The organism is Desulfosporosinus sp. HMP52, from assembly GCF_000765145.1.
Taxonomy (GTDB): Bacteria; Bacillota; Desulfitobacteriia; order Desulfitobacteriales; family Desulfitobacteriaceae; genus Desulfosporosinus.
The window spans coordinates 89,678-107,847 of record NZ_JMGA01000050.1; the positions used below are offsets into that span (position 1 = coordinate 89,678).

The window sequence follows — 18,170 nt, forward strand, 5'->3', positions numbered from 1 at the left end:
CTAACCTTTTAGTTAGCTGCTTTTTTGTGCCTGCAACTCAGAAGATGCTAGAAACTTTACTATACATTTATCGATATTTTTCCTAAACGCTGAATTTGTCTGATTCGTCTTTCCAACCTACGCGGAAATGATAGATCTTCATTATTAAAAACCAGTACCTTCCAGCCATCTGATTTTAACTTATTAAGATCACTTAGATGCTCTGGATCATCCAGGCATATCAAGATATCTTCAACCTGGGCCAGAAATGTCTTACCCATTATTCTTTTATTCCAATACACAGTCCCTTTTGGGAAGATATTGCTTAGAACATGCCTAAGAGTATCTGCCTGCTTAGGAACTATAGAAGTGCTGGATAATTGAGAAATTTTGGAGTGGATGGATGTGAATAATGCGGGAACTTTAATATTTCCACCAGATTGTAGGTCATTTACAACATCGAAAGGCTTATCAGTCTTACTACAAGGCTCTAGGAAATAATCCTTAGACGGAGACATGGGTTCACTCTGTCCAAAGCGTTCTATCCTGTTTATTGCTTCTAACTTTGTATCTATCTGAGCAAGAGCCTCCGAAAACTTCTGTGCATCTGCTTTCGCTCGGGCTTCGACTTGGGCAAATTTCTTTGCAAGCATCTCAGCTTCCGCTCTTGCTTGAGCTTCAACCTGCGAAAGCGTCTCACTAAGTGACGCTACTTCTGCTTTTGCTTGTTCTTCCCCTTGGGCATGAGACTTTATTTGTGCTCCTGCCTCTTCTAGCGCCCGGGCATCTGCCTCAGCTTGTTTTTCGGCTTTGGCAAGAGCCTCTGCGAACTTCTGTTCATCCGCTTTCGCTTGAGTTTTAACTTGGAGAAGAGTCTCATTGAGTGCCTCAGCTTCCGCTCTTGCTTGGACTTCAACTTGGGCAAGTTTCTCTCTAAGTGACGCTACTTCAGCTTTTGCTTGTTCTTCCCCTTGGGCGTGAGACTTTATTTGTGCTCCTGCCTCTGCTAGCGCCCGGGCATCTGCCTCCGCTTGTGTTTCGGCTTGAGCAAGAGCCTCTGCGAACTTCTGTTCATCCGCTTTCGCTTGAGTTTTAACTTGGAGAAGAGTCTCATTGAGTGCCTCAGCTTCCGCTCTTGCTTGGACTTCAACTTGGGCAAGTTTCTCTCTAAGTGACGCTACTGCTGCTTTTGCTTGTTCTTCCCTTTGGGCATGAGTCTCTATTTGTGCTCGTGCCTCCGCTAACGCCTGGGCATCTTCCTCAGCTTGTTTTTCGGCTTGGGCAAGAGCCTCTGCAAACTTCTGTTCATCCGCTTTCGCTTGAGCTTCAACTTGGGCAAGTTTCTCTAAGAGTGACGCTACTTCTGCTTTTGCTTGTTCTTCCCCTTGGGCGTGAGACTTTATTTGTGCTCCTGCCTCTTCTAGCGCCCGGGCATCTGCCTCCGCTTGTATTTCGGCTTGAGCAAGAGCCTCTACGAACTTCTGTTCATCCGCTTTCGCTTGAGCTTCGACTTGGGCAAGTTTCCCACTAAGTGACGCAGTTGCTGCTTTTGCTTGTTCTTCCCCTTGGGCATAAATCTCTATTTGTGTTCGTACCTCTGCTAGCTCCTGGGCATCTGCCTCCGCTTGTTTCTCGGCCTTAGCAAGAGCCTCTGCGAACTTCTGCTCATCCGCTTTCGCTTGAGCTTCGACTTGGGCAAGTTTCTCTGTGAGTGACGATACTTCAGCTTTTGCCTCTTCTTCCCCTTGGGCGTGAGTCTCTATTTGTGCTCGTGCCTCTGCTAGCGCCTGGGCATCTGCCTCCGCTTGTTTTTCGGCTTGGGCAAGAGCCTCTGCGAACTTCTGTTCATCCGCTTTCGCTTGAGCTTCGACTTGGGCATGTTTCTCTAAGAGTGACGCTACTTCTGCTTTTGCTTGTTCTTCCCCTTGGGCGTGAGACTTTATTTGTGCTCCTGCCTCTTCTAGCGCCCGGGCATCTGCCTCCGCTTGTTTTTCAGCCTTGGCAAGAGCCTCTGCTAACTTCTGTTCATCCGCTTTTGCTTGAGCTTCAACCTGCGCCAGTTTCTCACTAAGTGACGCAGTTGCTGCTTTTGCTTGTTCTTCTCCTCGGGCGTGAGTCCCTATTTGTGCTCGTGCCTCTGCTAGCTCCTGGGCATCCGCCTCCGCTTGTTTTTCGGCCTTGGCATGAGCCTCTGCTAACTTCTCTGCATCCACTTTCCCTTGAGCTTCGACTTGGATAAGCCTCTCTGTGAGTACTTCTATATCCGCTCTCGCTTGAGTTTTAATCTGGAGAAGAGTCTCATTGAGTGCCTCAGCTTCCGCTCTTGCCTGGGCTTCAACCTGCGCAAGTGTCTCTCTAAGTGTCTCTGCTTCTGATCTAGCCTTAGCTTCTGCTTGGGCATAAGCCTTAACTTGTTCTCGTGCCTCTGCTAAAGCCAGGGCGTCAGCTTCCGCTTGTTTTTCGATTTTAGTTGCCCTTATGTCAGTGTGGGTTATAGAAACAACGGAATGATCCAAGAGATGAGATTGAATATCTGTTGCATGAACTGTTTTGTTAATACTTTCTATTGACTCTTGGTTATGAGTTTCAGTGGCTTTCATTATCCCCTCACGTAACATTCTTTCCATGATGTTATGAAATTCAGGAAAGTTATTAATAACACGTGCATCAGGAAGCTGTTGTTGTAGAAGTTGCTTAATACCATCCTCTAAGAATTCGGATGGGAGGGTTAGAGTATTCTTTAATAATAATGTAAGCTTTATAACGATCTGACATCCTCTTTGAAATTCTTCTTCTGAATCCACCCCTTTTAATATACAGACGGTAAAGATCCTCTCAATGATTTGATTAATCCACTTTCCAATTCGGGGATCATTATGAAAATATGTCTCCAAAATCATCCACCTCCAGTTAATAACTTGTAAATATCCTATGCTTGTCAATTCAGGATAAGTACTTTGAAGTTTAACCTTCAGGACAAATCTATTAAACTATCGTAATCACAAGTTAGCAATCATTCACTTTAGGTAAAAAAAGCAAGTCATCCTAGCTGACTTGCTTCCTTAAGGTGGTTTTTTTCTTGTGTCGCCTCTTACTATTCGTTGACTAACTATTACTCTGGGCCTTTAGCAAATTCCCATACATGTACTAACAACCGTACTATATAGCATCTCCTATATTTGAGTGATTCCAGTTTCATAAATGTTACGAATCATGACCTCGATTTCTGGATCTTGGATTGATAAATCCTTAATTTCATAGTTCTCCGAGATCCGGCTAATCAATTGAGCTGCACTCATTACGTCACGGTTAAACTGCAGCCATTGACGATTTCCTTCTTGCTTAATCACTTTAGCCCCCTCGACAGAAAAACCGCCTGTCTCCTCTTCAAGCTCGATGATTAATACCCGGTTCTTACCAAACCGCTCTTTGATCTTCGCTAACTCCCCATCATACATCACCTGTCCACCATCAATTAGAATCATTCGCTGACAGAGCTTTTCGATGTCGGACATGTCATGGGTCGTAAGAATGACAGTAACCCCACTCTCTTGGTTAATCTCCCGAATAAAGTTTCGCATTCGTTCCTTGGCCACCACATCTAAGCCAATCGTCGGTTCGTCAAGAAAGAGTATCCGTGGATTATGGAGTAAAGAAGCGGCAATGTCTGCCCTCATTCGTTGCCCGAGGGATAGTTGTCGGACGGGGGTTTGAAGGAACTCATTGAGCGCTAAGATTTCAGAAAATCGAGCCATATTTTTCCGGTATTGTTCATGGGGAATTTGAAATACTTGTCGTAGGAGTTCAAAGGATTCAATCGTCGGCAAATCCCACCAAAGTTGTGTTCGCTGTCCAAAGACAACACCTATCTGACGTGCATTTTTTTGGCGTTCTTTAAAAGGTATTATCCCATTGACCCGGATATCCCCCGAAGTCGGCACAAGAATACCCGTCAGCATCTTAATAGTCGTAGACTTGCCTGCTCCATTAGGGCCGATATACCCTACAATCTCCCCAGAGTTTACAGCAAAAGAGATATCCTGCACAGCCATTTTCGTTGTATATTCTCTATGAAATAGACTTCGCAGCGCTCCCCCTATACCCTCTTGACGTTTAGCAATTTGAAATTCCTTCGAGAGATGATTAACCTCTATTAGACTCATGTAATTATGTCCTCCCCAAGTCTAAATTAACTTTTATGATCCAGCACTTTTATAACGATTTAAACCCAACATCCAAAGTTGAAAACAAAGCCAGAAGAAAAGTACTCCGACCAAGATACTGAAGAAACCCCAATAGGGCGGATAAATCCCACTCTTTTTCCCCAATAAAAGCAACGCAGGAAGATAGTTAACAAACGCAAAGGGCAGGATAAAAGCCACTAATATCTGCACCATCCGAGGATAGATGGAGAGGGGATAGTTCATAAGGCTTTTAGCCGGCCACATCACGACCCAGTAAAAACGCTCCGAACGAGTCGTCCAAAAGGCCATTGCTGAGATCGCTATCAAAAGTCCTCCTTGAATAAGAGTTCCTCCAATTACAGCTCCGAGGAAAACTAACCACTGCCAAAGGTTCCAGTGCAGCCCCAGACGTTGGTAAGCCATTGCCACAGCAACAATACTAAAGAGAAACTGCCCGAAAGCTCCTATATCAAATTTCATAGCCATAAAGTGGAAAAACGGATGAATAGGTCTAACTAAAAATCGGTCAAACGTTCCTTGAATAATGAATTGATCCAAAGTCCGGAAATGAAAGAAGAGAACCACACAAACTCCCCATGATAATACGGAAAGGGCAAATAGAAAAAGGAGTTCCCAGAAACTCCAACCTTCGATAGCTCCAAAGGAGTAGAGCAATACCCACATGGTAATAGCAGTTCCGGCGTAGGTCATGGCCCAACCAAGAATATTCATGACAAAGGCATAACGATATTGCAGCTGGGTTCGAATACTGACCCCAATCATATAAAAATACATTTTTATTCCTCTTAGCCAAGACTGCATCATGATCTACCCTCCCTGAATGACAATTTTCATGGACGCCTTAGCCCAGACATAGCGAAGAATTGCGTAACACACTACGAGCCAGACGACCTGAGTAAAGAGCCCTATCAACAGGGCTTTTCCGCTTAGTTGTCCGACAAAAATAGAATTCGGCACAAAATAAATTCCTTGAAAGGGTAAGTAAAGAGCCACTTGCTCCAGCCAATCCGGAAAAAACCACAGAGGAACCACTGACCCTGAGAATAAAGAAATGGAAAAATAGAAAATATCCTCTACCCCTCCCGTCTCAACCAACCAAAAGGTAAACAACCCGAAGGTCAGTTCTATACAGTAACGGATGAAATACCCCAGCACGGCTGAAATAATGAACAGCATTCCCTGCCCAAGGGTTGTAGGGACTGCAGGACTAAAAACAAGAAAGATAACTGTGTATAGAGGTAAGACTGCCGTTAAGAAGTGAAAAAAGATACTTCCAAAATCCGTAAACAGCATACGCAAAGGATAATCATAGGGCCTAAGCATCTCCATAGCAATATCCCCGGTTCTCACCCGTTCCTGAATCTCCCACAGAGGCGTCCCTGCACCATGAATTCCCTGAAGGGCTTGGCTTACTAAGATATAGCTCAACATCGAATGGAAGGAAACACTTTCTACAGACCCTTTTCCCTGATAAAGTGCATACCAAACAAACCCCCACATAAAGAGCATCATTACATTGCCCAGAATTCTTGTCCAAGCATCAAATCGATAAGCTGCTGCCCTTTGAAAAGATTTACGAGTAAAGACTCCATACATCCTTAATGTTCCGATCATTTTCTACCTCTTGACAAATTTACTTTGAAAATTGTGGTTTCTTAACCACTGGTCACAAATGACTAATAACCATATTCACCCTAAATCCATTAACCAGTCGGTTGTTCTCCGTAAAGGGACTGAACTTAAGTTTCTACTGAAAATCAGATTATGTTACATACATAGGAAGTGGTATAATTTCGAAAGTAATAATAATTACACTAGCTAATAATTTTAGAGGAGATATTTAACTAATGGAGAAAACTACACAGCGCAAAATGGTCACAACTGCGATGCTTGTATCGATTTTACTGGTTGCTATCGATACGACTATCGTTACTACCGCTATGCCGCACATTGTTGAACAACTAGGCGGCTTGAATCTACTAAGTTGGGTTTTTGCTATTTATCTACTTACATCATCGGTAACCACCCCGATTTATGGAAAACTTGCCGATTTATTCGGCAGAAAGTCCATTTTCATCTTCGGGATCGTACTTTTTGTCATCGGGTCCATGGTTTCCGGAATGGCACAGACAATGTATCAACTAATTATATTTCGTGGATTTCAAGGTCTCGGCGCCGGTGCCGTGATGCCGCTGACGTTTACAATTATTGCGGATCTTTATCCGGGTGAAGCCCGCGCAAAAATGCAAGGTGTCTTTAGCTCAGTTTGGGGCGTTGCTGGATTGCTGGGACCTTTAGTAGGCGGCCTCTTTGTTGATCACATCTCATGGCGTTGGATTTTTTATATTAACGTCCCGATTGGGATGGTTGCGATTTTCTTGGTGCTTAGTTTTCTGCACGAAACACCCCTTGAAAAATCAAATAAAATTATTGATTATTGGGGAGCAGCACTGTTTACTCTTTCTATGAGCTCACTTCTCTTCGCCTTAATCAGTGGAGGACAATTATATGCCTGGTATTCTCTAGAGATTATCTTATTATTTACTACCGCAGTTGCTTTTCTGATAGCGTTTCTTTATGTGGAGACTAAGACACAGGAACCCATGCTTCCACTATCACTCTTTAAGATACCAGTCATTGCTGTGTCCAATGCTGTGGGCTTTGTGGCCAGTGGTGTATTGATTGGCGTCAATGTGTATTTGCCAATCTGGATACAGACACTACTTGGTCATAGCGCGACTAGTTCCGGACTAACCCTGATGCCCATGTCATTCGCTTGGCCGCTGGCATCAACGTTAGCCGGGCAGTTTATGTACAGAATCGGCTCAAAAGCTACAGCTGTATTCGGTGCAGTACTAATTATGGCAGGTTCAGCCTGGCTGCTACTTGTCCACACGGGTTCCCCTTACTGGTATTTCGTTGGGGTCATGGTTGTCATAGGCTTTGGGATGGGGTTCTCTTTTACTCCTTTAACCGTTCTAGTCCAGTCAGCTGTCGGTTGGAATTTACGCGGTGCGGCTACAGCCTCCAATACTTTTTCGCGTTCGCTGGGACAAACCGTGGGCATTGCTGTGTTTGGTACTGTATTCAATAATACTATGAACCAAAGCGGTATGGCCCAAGGCCTGCATGTGGTCTTTATCATGGTGTTCGCTATTTCAATGGTTACTTTGTTAATCAGCATTTTGCTCCCATCGCACCGTAGTATTATGGCTCAGCAAAATGCCGATTAAGATTAAACGTAGGTTGAATCCTGTTAGGAAATCTTGCTGTAATAATAATGATTCTCCGTCTTTTAACCATTACCTTCCACTGCAGGGAATACAGCAGTCTTTAATATTCCTTATTATTAAAAAGAAAACCCTCAGAATTGAGGATTTTTCATCTTAACTAAAAGGAATAAATTTAGTTTTATTCAAGAAATTAATTATTATCCTAGTTGAAGAAAATAAGGCTGATGCATGAAATAGTATCTTTGCCGTTATTATAGGACATCCCACACCCCTTCTCCAAGGCCATGACATCTATCCCGTAGGCCTCGACGGAGGATACAGCTTCATCAGGAAACCGACACTCCTGACCGTCAAGAAAAGAACAGCGGCCACAAAAAGTGCACGGTCCAACATTTAGCGGGAGGAATTCCTTGAAAACGCCTGTTCCCTTAATATTGTCTATTACCTGTCTTAATATCTTTGTATGCTTTTTGATGCCCTCTTGCATACCTTCGTAGTCAAAAGAATCTTCGAGTTGATACACCGTCTGGAATAATAGCCCACTTTTGAACTTTAAGGCTTTCAGCTTTAACTCTTCAATGGAACCCACCGCTGGGGGACACATCCAGTTCTTATTATAACTTCCACATGAGTTTTGCTCGCATTGTTTTCTAAAGTCTTCATTAAATTGAACATCTTCCACTGCTACAATAGCTGATTGATTCACACCCAGAGACTTAAGCAAAGACATCAGATTATCTATGCCTGAGCTCATACATTCAACTCCTTTTGAATTAAAGCATCGGTTTAAACATCATAAATTCTTTACTATGCGGGCAACTAAGACCTCCGAGGACGTACCTCGGAGGTCTTTGGTTTTCTAGAACATTTCTTTACTCATTTTGTCAATCGCTTCACTTGCCGAGTCATATACGCCAGGGAAGGAACTAAAATTCAAACCTTGAGTTAAATTAGGAATGAAGTATAACTTCCCACAATTTTTGCAGGCCCTCTCCACTTCTTTGGCCACAATTTCTGGTGTCCACCCCGGAAAATCAACAACGCCACTGTCGATATCTCCCATAAAGCTGATTTGACCCCCATATTTTTTAATCAATTCAGGTGTGTTGTTAGTTGTCATAACTCCCTGCCAGATATCAATTCCCATTTCGATCATATAGGGAACCAAATTAGCTGCATAGGAATCGCTGTGATGGACGATCAACTCGACACCATTGGCTTTGTAAAAGGCATAGATTTTCTTGTAAGCGGGCAAATAGAACTCTTCAAACATGGCCGGGGAAATGAAGGAAGATTTTTGGCTGCCCCAGTCGTCATGATGGAAAAGTGCATCAGGATGGAGACGGTCGATCAGGATTTTTGCATAATTTAGCTCAGCTTCCGTAAGATAATCGATAAGCTCATGCATTGCTTCCGGTTCTTCATAGAGAGCCATTAAGGCATCTTCCATACTCATAAGGTGATGACACATTTCAAAGACACCAGGGGCGACGAAAGCCGTTACAAATTGTTCATTGCGATCAATTGAATTGGCATGGGCTACAGCTGCCGCCCAAGCTTCATCAGAATTATCAATGACAGGAGCCTTAACGTATTTTCTCCACTCTGTGATATCCTTTAAGACTTTGTGTTCATCATCATGCACCGGAAACTGACCAAGCTGACCTTCCGGCCATCTGAAAGTAATCCCCCAACTATTCTTGAACTCTGAGCCTGGTGGACACATCAGTTGTACCGGGACTTCCAGGATAATATCCATGAATTCGTACTGATTTACAAATCGATCCGGATTTCCACCTTTGATGGTCTCCAATAAATTCTGTCTTTTAGTTAACATCCTTTTCGGCCTCCTTTAATTTAGTTCAAGCATAACTTAAGCCAAAATGTCAATTCAAGCACTTACCAGTTCTTTGGCTTTTACAGCAGCACTCCCCGCGTCCGGAGCGAAACCATCTGCTCCGATTGCATCCGCCATCTCCTGGCTTACTGGCGCACCGCCAACAATAACCTTGAATCCTGCTAACCCACTAGACTTCAGAGCCTGAACGGTCTCTTTCATTGCCGGCAGTGTTGTTGTAAGCAGCCCCGATAATGCTACAATGGTAACACCTTCATTCTCTTTAACAGCATTCATAAACTTTTCTGCGGAAACGTCTACACCCAGATCCAGGACTTTAAATCCTGCACTTTCGATCATCATGGAAACAAGGTTTTTACCGATATCGTGAAGATCACCTTGAACTGTACCTATAACACAAGTTCCTAAAGAAGAGGTGCTCGTCCCTGTGAGAAGAGGTTTGAGTACATCGACTCCCTTGGACATAGCTTTAGCAGCCATTAGCATTTCAGGGACAAATACTTCTCCTGCCGAGAATTTGTCACCTACCACACTCATAGAGTCAATCATAGCCTGAAGAATATCTCCTGCTGCGTTTCCTTCATCAATTGCTTCCTGTACTAAAGCCGGAACTAGTTTAGCTTTTCCAGCCTCTACCTTAGCCTTTACTTCAGCGATCTTTGTCATTTTCAATTCCTCCTTGTATTTATGATAATTTCTTGGGGCCAAATTTATCTTCCCTGTATGCTCCGATATATTCCATGCAGTATTCGTCCTGTCCTAAGAGTGCCTCCGTGGCATAGATCATACCCATCATATCTCTGTTTATCGGGTCAATAATCCCACTGTCCATTCCTGCGTTGATGGCCAGCACGAGGAATGCCTGGTTTACAAGCTTTCTTACAGGGAGATTATAAGAAATGTTGCTTGCTCCTCCTGTGACATGAATGTTCGGATACTGTTTTTTAATTTCTTTAATAACTTCAACAACCGTATTGATTCCGTCTTCAGAGGTACAAAGCATTTGAACTAAAGGATCAATATGCAAGCGGGAGGGATCAATGTTATATTCTTTAGCTTTTTTCATAATTCCTGCAAAAACTTCAAGACGTTTTTCTAAATCTTGGGGAATACCTGTATCATCGCATAAGAGAGCGACACATTCCCATTTTGTATCAGCTATTAACGGAAATATAACCTCAATTTTATCCCCTTCCATGGAGACTGAATTTATAAGACCTGGCTTTTTGCAGAATTTCATAGCCTCTGCACAGATACGTACATTAGGACTGTCAATGGCAATGGGAGTATCTGTAACCTCCTGTACCAAGTCAATAAGCCACTTTATCGTTTCAAGTTCAATGCTGTTCTCCACCGAGGCACACACATCTATGAAGGCGGATCCTGCATCTGACTGAGCTTTAGCCAGATTTCGAATAAAGTCTGCATCCTTTGCAGCAATTGCCTTTGCTACGGAAGGAATAGCTCCGTTGATCTTTTCACCAATAATTATCAAAGTTCAGTCACCCCTATTTTGAATAATCGGTTGCGTTAATCAATTACGTTCATCCAATGTTTCATGTTAAAATATTAGTAACCTTAATCCCCTTTCTTTTCTGAATAGTTGTATAGTTGTATATATGAATTAATATTCGCTCTTTTCGAACTATTACCTTTGGGCAATATGACAAAATTTAAGGTGTGGACTGTATATTTTGCACTCGATCTAGGACAAGGAGGTCTTTATGGAACAAAATTCCCTTCTGTCTCAACTTTCCTTGAGCTTAATCAAAACACTTAGTAACGATTCTGGCCTACAAGCCCTGGTTGATCTAGGGTATAAAACTCTGGGCAACCCTTTTACGATCACCGACTTCAGTGTAAAGCTACTGGCTACAACCGGCAATACAACGGTGACTGATGACCCTGTCTGGAACGAGCTTAAGATGAATAATTACTTTATCTTCCAGACCTACTCATACTATGTAAAAAGTAGTTTATTTAGCCAAATTGCAAGCAATGAAGTTCCTTTTTACTGGTCAGATCCCTACTGCAAATACCCCAGGTTGATCGGGAAGATACGTATTAACAACAGGGATTTTGCCAATATGGTGGTTTGCGCTCATAATAGAGATTTTGAAGAAAGGGATAAGGAAGTCGTCGCCTTGCTTTGCGATGCATTTTCAATTGAATTGCAAAAAGCTAAGTATGATGTCCCACAGGGACTGACTCATCAGAGCTTTTTGCAGGATTTGTTGGATAGTAAGTTGGAAGACGAAGGAATAATTCTTGAACGAATAAAAATCTTAGGCTTAAAATTCAAAAGCAAGCTGTTTGTTATAAGCATTGATATACAAAATCTTGATAAATCAAGGTCAACCCTGCCTTACATAAGGGATGAAATTGAACATAAATTTTCTTATGCTAAAGCGATAGTCTATAAGCAAAACATAATAATACTGGCCAGTTTTGACAATGAAAGGCATTTTAAAGAGATAGAATTAAAATCTTTAAAAGAATTTATTAAGACCAATAATCTGCTGGCAGGCATCAGTCGCCCATTTTCAAAATTAACGGAGGTCAAAGAGCACTACTTTGAGTCACTCGAAGGGATAAAATTAGGAAATTATATAGATAGTGAACAACACTTCTACCAATACGAAGATTATATTATTTTTGATTTTATAAGCAACTATTCCCATGGAGAAAAAGCAAAAAGGTTGATTCATCGTTCTTTGTTAAGACTGATTGAATATGATAGGGAAAACAGTACCGATTATGTGCTAACCTTTTACACTTATCTCTGCAATTTCAAAAACATCAAAGACTCAGCCAATAGTTTGAAAATCCATCGCAACACTATGTTTCATAGAGTTGCAAAGATCCAAGATCTTTTGGATGTAGATTTGAATGATGGTGACGTATTATTTCAACTTTATCTTTCCTATAAAATCCTAGAATTTCTCAAAATTGAGTTGCCCTAAGTTTATTTCAGTGATTCTGACTCACTATTCATTACCATAATCTTTTGTGTCGATTGGAAGTCCTTTGGCTTGTAAACGCATTTCTATAACCTCTTTAATAATAGAGTAGATAAGGACAAAGAGCGGCACACCAATGATCAGGCCGATAAATCCGAAGAACTTGCCACCTAAAAGAATTGCAAAGAGAATCCAGAATGAAGAGATTCCCAAAGAATCTCCTAAAATTTTCGGTCCAATGACATTCCCATCCAGCTGTTGAAGGATAAAAATAAAAATCAGGAACCAAAAAGCCATGGTCGGTGACTCGAAGAAGATGATGATCACCGAGGGAATAGCCCCAATAAAAGGACCAAAAAAAGGGATAACGTTAGTTACTGTGATAATGAATGAAACTAATAGCGTATAGGGCATATCGACGATGGTCAGTACGATAAACGCTATGAATCCGATAATCAAAGAGTCAACTATTTTCCCACCCAAGAAGCGGCTAAATATCTTTTGAGTGCGCTTTGAGAGCTCAATGATTTTATCTGCAGTCTTAACGCTGAATACACCATAGTTTACTTTTTTCGCCATACTGATGAACCGTTCTTTTTCTACCAGCATATAAATGGAGATGATGATGCCGAGAAATACGTTCCAAAGGGAGAGAGCTGTGCTGCGAAGAAAATATAGTACCATGGGAACCAGATCCCGTGCGATCTCGCTAATAAAAATCGCCAGCTCGTCTAAGCGTTTATTGATAAAATCTACAACATCCGGCGGAAGAAGAATATCGTCAGAAATAGTTTCGATATATTCTGCCGCAGATCGCACATAGTCTGGGATGTTGCGGACAAGCCCTATGACACTAGCCATAAGCTGGGGAAAAATAAAGGCTAGGAAGAGATAGACAAAAAAACCTGAAATCAGATATGCTAGGAGAATCGAAAGCATATGGAACTGGGATTTTTTCATTCTTTTCATTGCCGGAATTTTCCCTAAAAGCTTTATGATGAAATTTAATAGGAAATTCACCAGATAAGCAATTATGAACCCATAAATAAAGGGATAGAGGGCGGAATAATAACCTGCCAATATTCGATTGAAGTATTCCAGTCCTGACATAGTAAGATAGAACAGTATACTTGACGCAACGACAATGAAGCTATACATAGCAATCGTAGTGTATTGCCGATTCCAGTCGATTTTCATTGTAACCTCCACACCCATCTCTATTAAAATACTATTTATAGCACTGCCATGTTTTTTACTGCCTTAATAAGCTTATCTTAATGTACCTTATCTATATATCATTGACAATGACTACCTTGGTAAAACCTTAACCTTGTATTTCGAACCATTTTGGTTTTAATTGATTGCTTAGTTTAAACACAAATAAAGGCGATCTGCGTATAATAACAGCGTGCGTATTTGTGATAAATCAACTCTAAGGAGGCTCCTATGCATTTCCATTACCTTACAGAACTTTTACAATTATCCCATAAAATCGAACAGCTTTGTATGCCTGATTCTCGTATAGCGAATGATGAGGCTGGATTCATTGATACAAAAGCTAAAGTATTAGGAATTCTAAGAGTATTATATGGTGAAAATTCCAGAGAATTTCGTGTTGTTATACTAACCTATTCACCGGCTACTGTTGTCAAAGTGGTAAACCATATTATTAGCAGGTCAGACAAGATAACGTCCCAAACTAAGGCTGTTAATATGTAATATCAAAACCACCCTTGGGAGTTTAAACCTTCCAAGGGTGTTTGATGTCTACTTGTGTTTAATCGATCTAGAAAGATTCAAGAGTTAAATATTTACGGATTATCCCTTCAAGACCTAAGATTGTGATCGGCTTGCTAATATAGTCATCCATCCCAGCGGCGAGACATTTTTCACGGTCACCCTCCATAGCATAGGCAGTCATCGCAATGACCGGAGTTTTTCGGTTAAAGATACTCCCCTTCTTAATTTCTTTCGTTGCTGTATAACCATCCATTACAGGCATTTGACAATCCATAAAGATCAAATCGAATTTTTCAGAATCACACTTTTCAAGAGCCTGTTGACCGTTGATAGCTAATTCTACAGAATAACCAAGCTTTTTCAACATAGTCTTTTCTAATCTCTGATTTGCAATCATATCTTCTACTAATAATATCCGAACATTTTTTAACTGCAGTCGCTCTTTTATTGAATGTCTTGTCACCCAATTTTTTACTGCATCCCGTGTCTCTAAAGCGGCAACATCCGAGATCATCTTAATTAATTCCATCTTTCGGACAGGCTTGGAAATATAGCCGGAAAACCCCGCGTCTTTAGCTGACCTGGCTTCTCCTTTTTGAGCTGTAGAGGTGATCAAAATTAACCGGATATCTCTAAATTGCTCATCTTCAAAGACCTGCCTTCCAAATTCATACCCACTCATTCCGGGCATCATATAGTCCACAAGTACTATTTGAGGCAAACTTTCAGGGGGCAAATCTCTTAGTATTGCAAGTCCGTCCTGCCCATCTTGTGCATTAATTACCTTACAACCTGACATGCGTAGATATTCTTGGAAGATCATCCTATTGCTCTGATTATCATCGACAATCATCACCGTCAGTTTGTCCAAGTTGTTGTAGGTATAAGAAGACATTCTTTGGTGCTCATCTTCAGGTATCCCTTTCTCCAGCTCAAGAGTCATGATAAATCTGCTGCCTTTGTTCAACTCACTGACTACTTCAATATCTCCGCCAAGCAATTCTAGTATCTTTTTGGAGATCGAAAGCCCCAGACCAGTCCCCTCATATTTTCGGGTTGTTGAAGCATCCGCTTGCATAAAGATCTGGAATAACTTTTTCTTTGTTTCTTCTGACATGCCGATGCCTGTATCCTGAACTTCTATTTGCAAGAGTACCTTTTCAGCGCATTCCTTTAACGCGGTTACTTTAACAACAACCTCACCCTCATCGGTGAACTTTACAGCATTCCCGATAATGTTATTTAATACTTGCCTCAATCTGCTTGGATCTCCTTGAACTCCACGAGGGACTCCAGTTGCAATATATGAACCGATTTCGATTCCTTTTTTATAAGCCTTGGGCGAGAATAGAGAAACTGCTTCTTCCACAAGGTTGTGTAAATTAAAGGGAATTTTGTCTATTAACAACATCCCTGCTTCGATTTTTGAGAAATCTAAGATATTATTAATTAACAAAAGCAAGGCGTCCGAAGAAGCTTTGACCTCACCTACGTAAGTAGCTTGTTCACTCTCCAGTTGCATATCGGAGAGGAGTTCTATGAATCCTACAATTCCATTCAAGGGTGTCCTTATTTCATGGGACATGTTGGCTAAGAATTGACTTTTTTTCTCCTCACTTACTCGAAGCTTTTCTTCAATGCTTTTTCTAGCAGAAATATCCCGTGAAATACCTAAGACCCCTATAACTTCTCCGTTTTCGTTATACAAAGGACTTTTAATTGTTTCAAAATATCCAATCCCTTGTGGTGTTTTCAAGGTTATGTAATTAAATCGGCTCTGTTGCGAATCCATAACTTCCTTGTCTTGTAATATATTTCGAGTTGCCACTAAATCATCTACGTAGTCAAAATCCCCTTTGCCAATCACCGAATTCTTACTAGCGTTTGCGACCTTTTCGGCAAAAGATTTATTACACCCTAAATACTTACTGTCTCTATCCTTGAAAAAAATCACATCCGGAATAGCATCAATAATTGAGTTTAAGAATTTATTGGCATTTTCCATTTCTAATTCTAACTTTTTCTGCTTGGAAATTTCTCTTGCTGTAATATAAATAACTTTCTTATAAATCTGCATATGCCATTCAATATCTTTAAAGCAGTTGTTTTTACTTTGATATCGACTCATAAAATTTAACTCATGTTTCTCTTTAAGAACTTTGAAAGCTGCAACTGTAATATTTATATCATCCGGATGAACGAATTCTAGAAAATTCTTACCTTCGAGAACATCTGTATTTCCTAGTATATTCTTCCATGAATTGTTGAGTTTAATAAAAATCCCTTGCATATCAGCTATTCCCAACATATCTTGGCTTATTGTAAAAAAGTTCTCAAATACTTGTTTTTCTGTCTTTTGCTCATCAGATCTGGACATTTTCTACCCCCCATAATATGTTAAAATTTATAAGCCGGTTCCAGGATACTGGAAACAAAAATCCCCTATTAATCAAAACACAGAGAAATGGGTGTTTGGTACCTTTCTTACTTCATTGAAATTCAACATTTTATTTGTTTTTCCTTCTTTTATTTCTGTTTTAATACAAATAAAGACACCAATCAGACTTTTTAATCTGACTGGCGCTACTTTTGTTGATTTCAATAATATTAAATTTTTGGTTCAAGACTTAAATAATCTTTAATACTGCCTCTTCAATTATAAGATCCTTTTTTCACCCTGAATCTGTTGAATCCCCTGAATATCCTGAGAAACCTCGATAGTTCCGGCGTAATTGCCCTGTTCATCACGCAGTGCGAAATACTGGATATAAACATATTTATCTCCTAGGTGCAACCAGAACTTAGCATCATCGTTTTTACCGCTGCGGAAATCTTCTAAAATTTCTTCCACGATATGTACACTATCCGGCGGGTGGCAGTTTTGTACTTGACGACCAATGATAGCCTTGCTGCGTTGGAAAATACGTTCTTTGCCAAATGTAAAATACTTCACTCTGTCCTGTTCATCCACAAAGGTAATGTCCACAGGTAAGTTATTAAGAAGAAGATTTAATTGTTTCTGAGTGAGTACCCCTGTCTCAAAAGATATCTCCGCCTCAGAACCTCCGAGTGCCCCGCCCGCTATGTGGGGCTGTTTCAATGCAGCTGCTCCTTCTGGTACTTCAACGGGTTTCCAGCCAATATCTGGATGAACCAGATATCCTATCTCCGCACTTTGCTCCACGATCTCTGCCCATTCTACATCCGTTAACGTGTCCAGGCACATGGGAAACATAATATTTTCTTCTTTGTAAATCATATCTGTGATCATTTTTAAAGCCGGGCGAGCAGTTCTTTCGATCATCTGCTTAACCTCTTGATTGTTTGGCTGGTGATCCTGCAAAAACTTACTGACTTCTTTAAGAAGGGCACGAATATCATCATGTATTGCCCACATTACTTTTGGAGGAGCGTTAACACCATGTTTCTCAAGGTAAGCGAATAAGATGTTTTCTTTGCGGCTATAGTGTTTCTCGATTTCGCATAATCGTTCATGAAGTTGCTGCCATTCAACTATATCATGTTTAGCAGGTGTCTTTTCATTTTGGCTTAATAGGTCAAAAAGCTTACCAAGTTCGATGACTATCTTTTCGATCTCTCTATTTTCCTTTTTAAAGGTATGAACGGGATGCCTGCCTTGCACCTCTTCCACAACTTGGTTATTTAGACCTTCCTCGAAGACCGCTACATGGACATCACACAAAGATTTGATCTCCGTCTCGTGTAATCCTTCTTGGATTAATTCTTGTTCCAATTGGGCTATTTCTGTAGCCCCTACATCCCTCAATAAGTCTTTAAATCTTTCCCGCAATTCTACTGGATCTTCTTGACGATGAATATCTCGAATAATTTCTTTAAGCTGCTCCCTGCGTTCTTTGCGATTTTTCGACGGATCATCTTCACTAACTACGCAGAAGCCCTTAGCTTCTAACTTGCTTTTTGCCTCTTCTAATGATATACCGTGACGTTTCAGACCTTCCGCAACGGGTAGTTTTCGCCCTACAGTTTTTCTAAGAATGGAGTTCGCGGCTCCCTCTAAGCCCATTTCATGAAGAATTGGGATCAGTTCGGGATAATCCTCAGTTAAATCATATAAGGACCGAGTTAAGTCTAGGACTGGTTGACTCATTATCTTCACCCTTTCAGATCTATTAGGTTGTTAAAGCTGAATGCAGTCTATTCTTTAGCATTATTT

General features: G+C 41.0%; 14 protein-coding genes. 3 read left to right on the top strand and 11 right to left on the bottom strand.

Features of this window, described 5'->3' with window-relative positions; genetic code table 11:
• Positions 1-59: 59 nt before the first annotated feature.
• From DP73_RS17305 to DP73_RS17320, 4 genes are all read right to left on the bottom strand, one after another.
• Complete coding sequence (locus DP73_RS17305) at positions 60-2,873, bottom strand: hypothetical protein (RefSeq protein ID WP_034601180.1); 2,814 nt, start codon at positions 2,871-2,873, stop codon at positions 60-62.
• Positions 2,874-3,152: 279 nt separating this feature from the next.
• Positions 3,153-4,142 carry an ATP-binding cassette domain-containing protein gene (locus DP73_RS17310; RefSeq protein ID WP_034601181.1) on the bottom strand — a complete coding sequence of 330 codons (990 nt, stop codon included), beginning with the start codon at positions 4,140-4,142 and terminating at the stop codon, positions 3,153-3,155.
• Positions 4,143-4,175: 33 nt separating this feature from the next.
• A complete protein-coding gene (locus tag DP73_RS17315) occupies positions 4,176-4,988 on the bottom strand; it encodes an ABC-2 family transporter protein (RefSeq protein ID WP_034601182.1) in 813 nt (270 codons plus the stop codon).
• 3 nt (positions 4,989-4,991) lie between these two features.
• Positions 4,992-5,798, bottom strand: coding sequence for an ABC-2 family transporter protein (locus tag DP73_RS17320; RefSeq protein WP_034601183.1), 807 nt, complete (start codon positions 5,796-5,798; stop codon positions 4,992-4,994).
• 233 nt (positions 5,799-6,031) lie between these two features.
• On the opposite strand from DP73_RS17320, the gene DP73_RS17325 reads away from it, so the two are divergent.
• Positions 6,032-7,417 (top strand): MDR family MFS transporter, encoded by a 1,386-nt coding sequence (locus DP73_RS17325; RefSeq protein ID WP_034601184.1) that lies wholly within the window; start codon positions 6,032-6,034, stop codon positions 7,415-7,417.
• A 202-nt stretch (positions 7,418-7,619) separates the two neighbouring features.
• On the opposite strand, the gene DP73_RS17330 is transcribed toward DP73_RS17325, so the two are convergent.
• From DP73_RS17330 to DP73_RS17345, 4 genes are all read right to left on the bottom strand, one after another.
• Positions 7,620-8,171, bottom strand: coding sequence for a DUF2284 domain-containing protein (locus DP73_RS17330; RefSeq protein ID WP_034601185.1), 552 nt, complete (start codon positions 8,169-8,171; stop codon positions 7,620-7,622).
• Between the two features lie 105 nt (positions 8,172-8,276).
• Positions 8,277-9,254, bottom strand: a complete 978-nt coding sequence (locus tag DP73_RS17335; RefSeq protein ID WP_034601186.1) for a uroporphyrinogen decarboxylase family protein — start codon at positions 9,252-9,254, stop codon at positions 8,277-8,279.
• A 54-nt stretch (positions 9,255-9,308) separates the two neighbouring features.
• Positions 9,309-9,941, bottom strand: coding sequence for a corrinoid protein (locus DP73_RS17340; protein WP_034601189.1), 633 nt, complete (start codon positions 9,939-9,941; stop codon positions 9,309-9,311).
• A 19-nt stretch (positions 9,942-9,960) separates the two neighbouring features.
• Positions 9,961-10,770, bottom strand: coding sequence for a methyltetrahydrofolate cobalamin methyltransferase (locus tag DP73_RS17345; RefSeq protein WP_034601190.1), 810 nt, complete (start codon positions 10,768-10,770; stop codon positions 9,961-9,963).
• A 229-nt stretch (positions 10,771-10,999) separates the two neighbouring features.
• Between DP73_RS17345 and DP73_RS17350 the strand changes: the two genes are divergently transcribed.
• Positions 11,000-12,238 carry a helix-turn-helix domain-containing protein gene (locus tag DP73_RS17350; protein ID WP_034601192.1) on the top strand — a complete coding sequence of 413 codons (1,239 nt, stop codon included), beginning with the start codon at positions 11,000-11,002 and terminating at the stop codon, positions 12,236-12,238.
• Between the two features lie 24 nt (positions 12,239-12,262).
• Here the strand turns inward: DP73_RS17350 and DP73_RS17355 are convergent, their stop codons facing one another.
• Positions 12,263-13,432, bottom strand: coding sequence for an AI-2E family transporter (locus tag DP73_RS17355; RefSeq protein WP_034601193.1), 1,170 nt, complete (start codon positions 13,430-13,432; stop codon positions 12,263-12,265).
• Between the two features lie 249 nt (positions 13,433-13,681).
• Here DP73_RS17355 and DP73_RS17360 point away from each other — a divergent pair, with 249 nt between their 5' ends.
• Positions 13,682-13,954: a hypothetical protein gene (locus tag DP73_RS17360; protein WP_034601194.1), complete on the top strand. Its 273-nt coding sequence runs from the start codon at positions 13,682-13,684 to the stop codon at positions 13,952-13,954.
• A 67-nt stretch (positions 13,955-14,021) separates the two neighbouring features.
• Here DP73_RS17360 and DP73_RS17365 read toward each other — a convergent pair whose 3' ends face one another.
• Together DP73_RS17365 and DP73_RS17370 are read right to left on the bottom strand one after the other, a co-directional pair.
• Positions 14,022-16,352 (bottom strand): response regulator, encoded by a 2,331-nt coding sequence (locus tag DP73_RS17365; RefSeq protein WP_052090798.1) that lies wholly within the window; start codon positions 16,350-16,352, stop codon positions 14,022-14,024.
• A gap of 279 nt (positions 16,353-16,631) precedes the next feature.
• Complete coding sequence (locus DP73_RS17370; protein WP_034601195.1) at positions 16,632-18,104, bottom strand: DUF438 domain-containing protein; 1,473 nt, start codon at positions 18,102-18,104, stop codon at positions 16,632-16,634.
• Positions 18,105-18,170 lie beyond the last annotated feature (66 nt).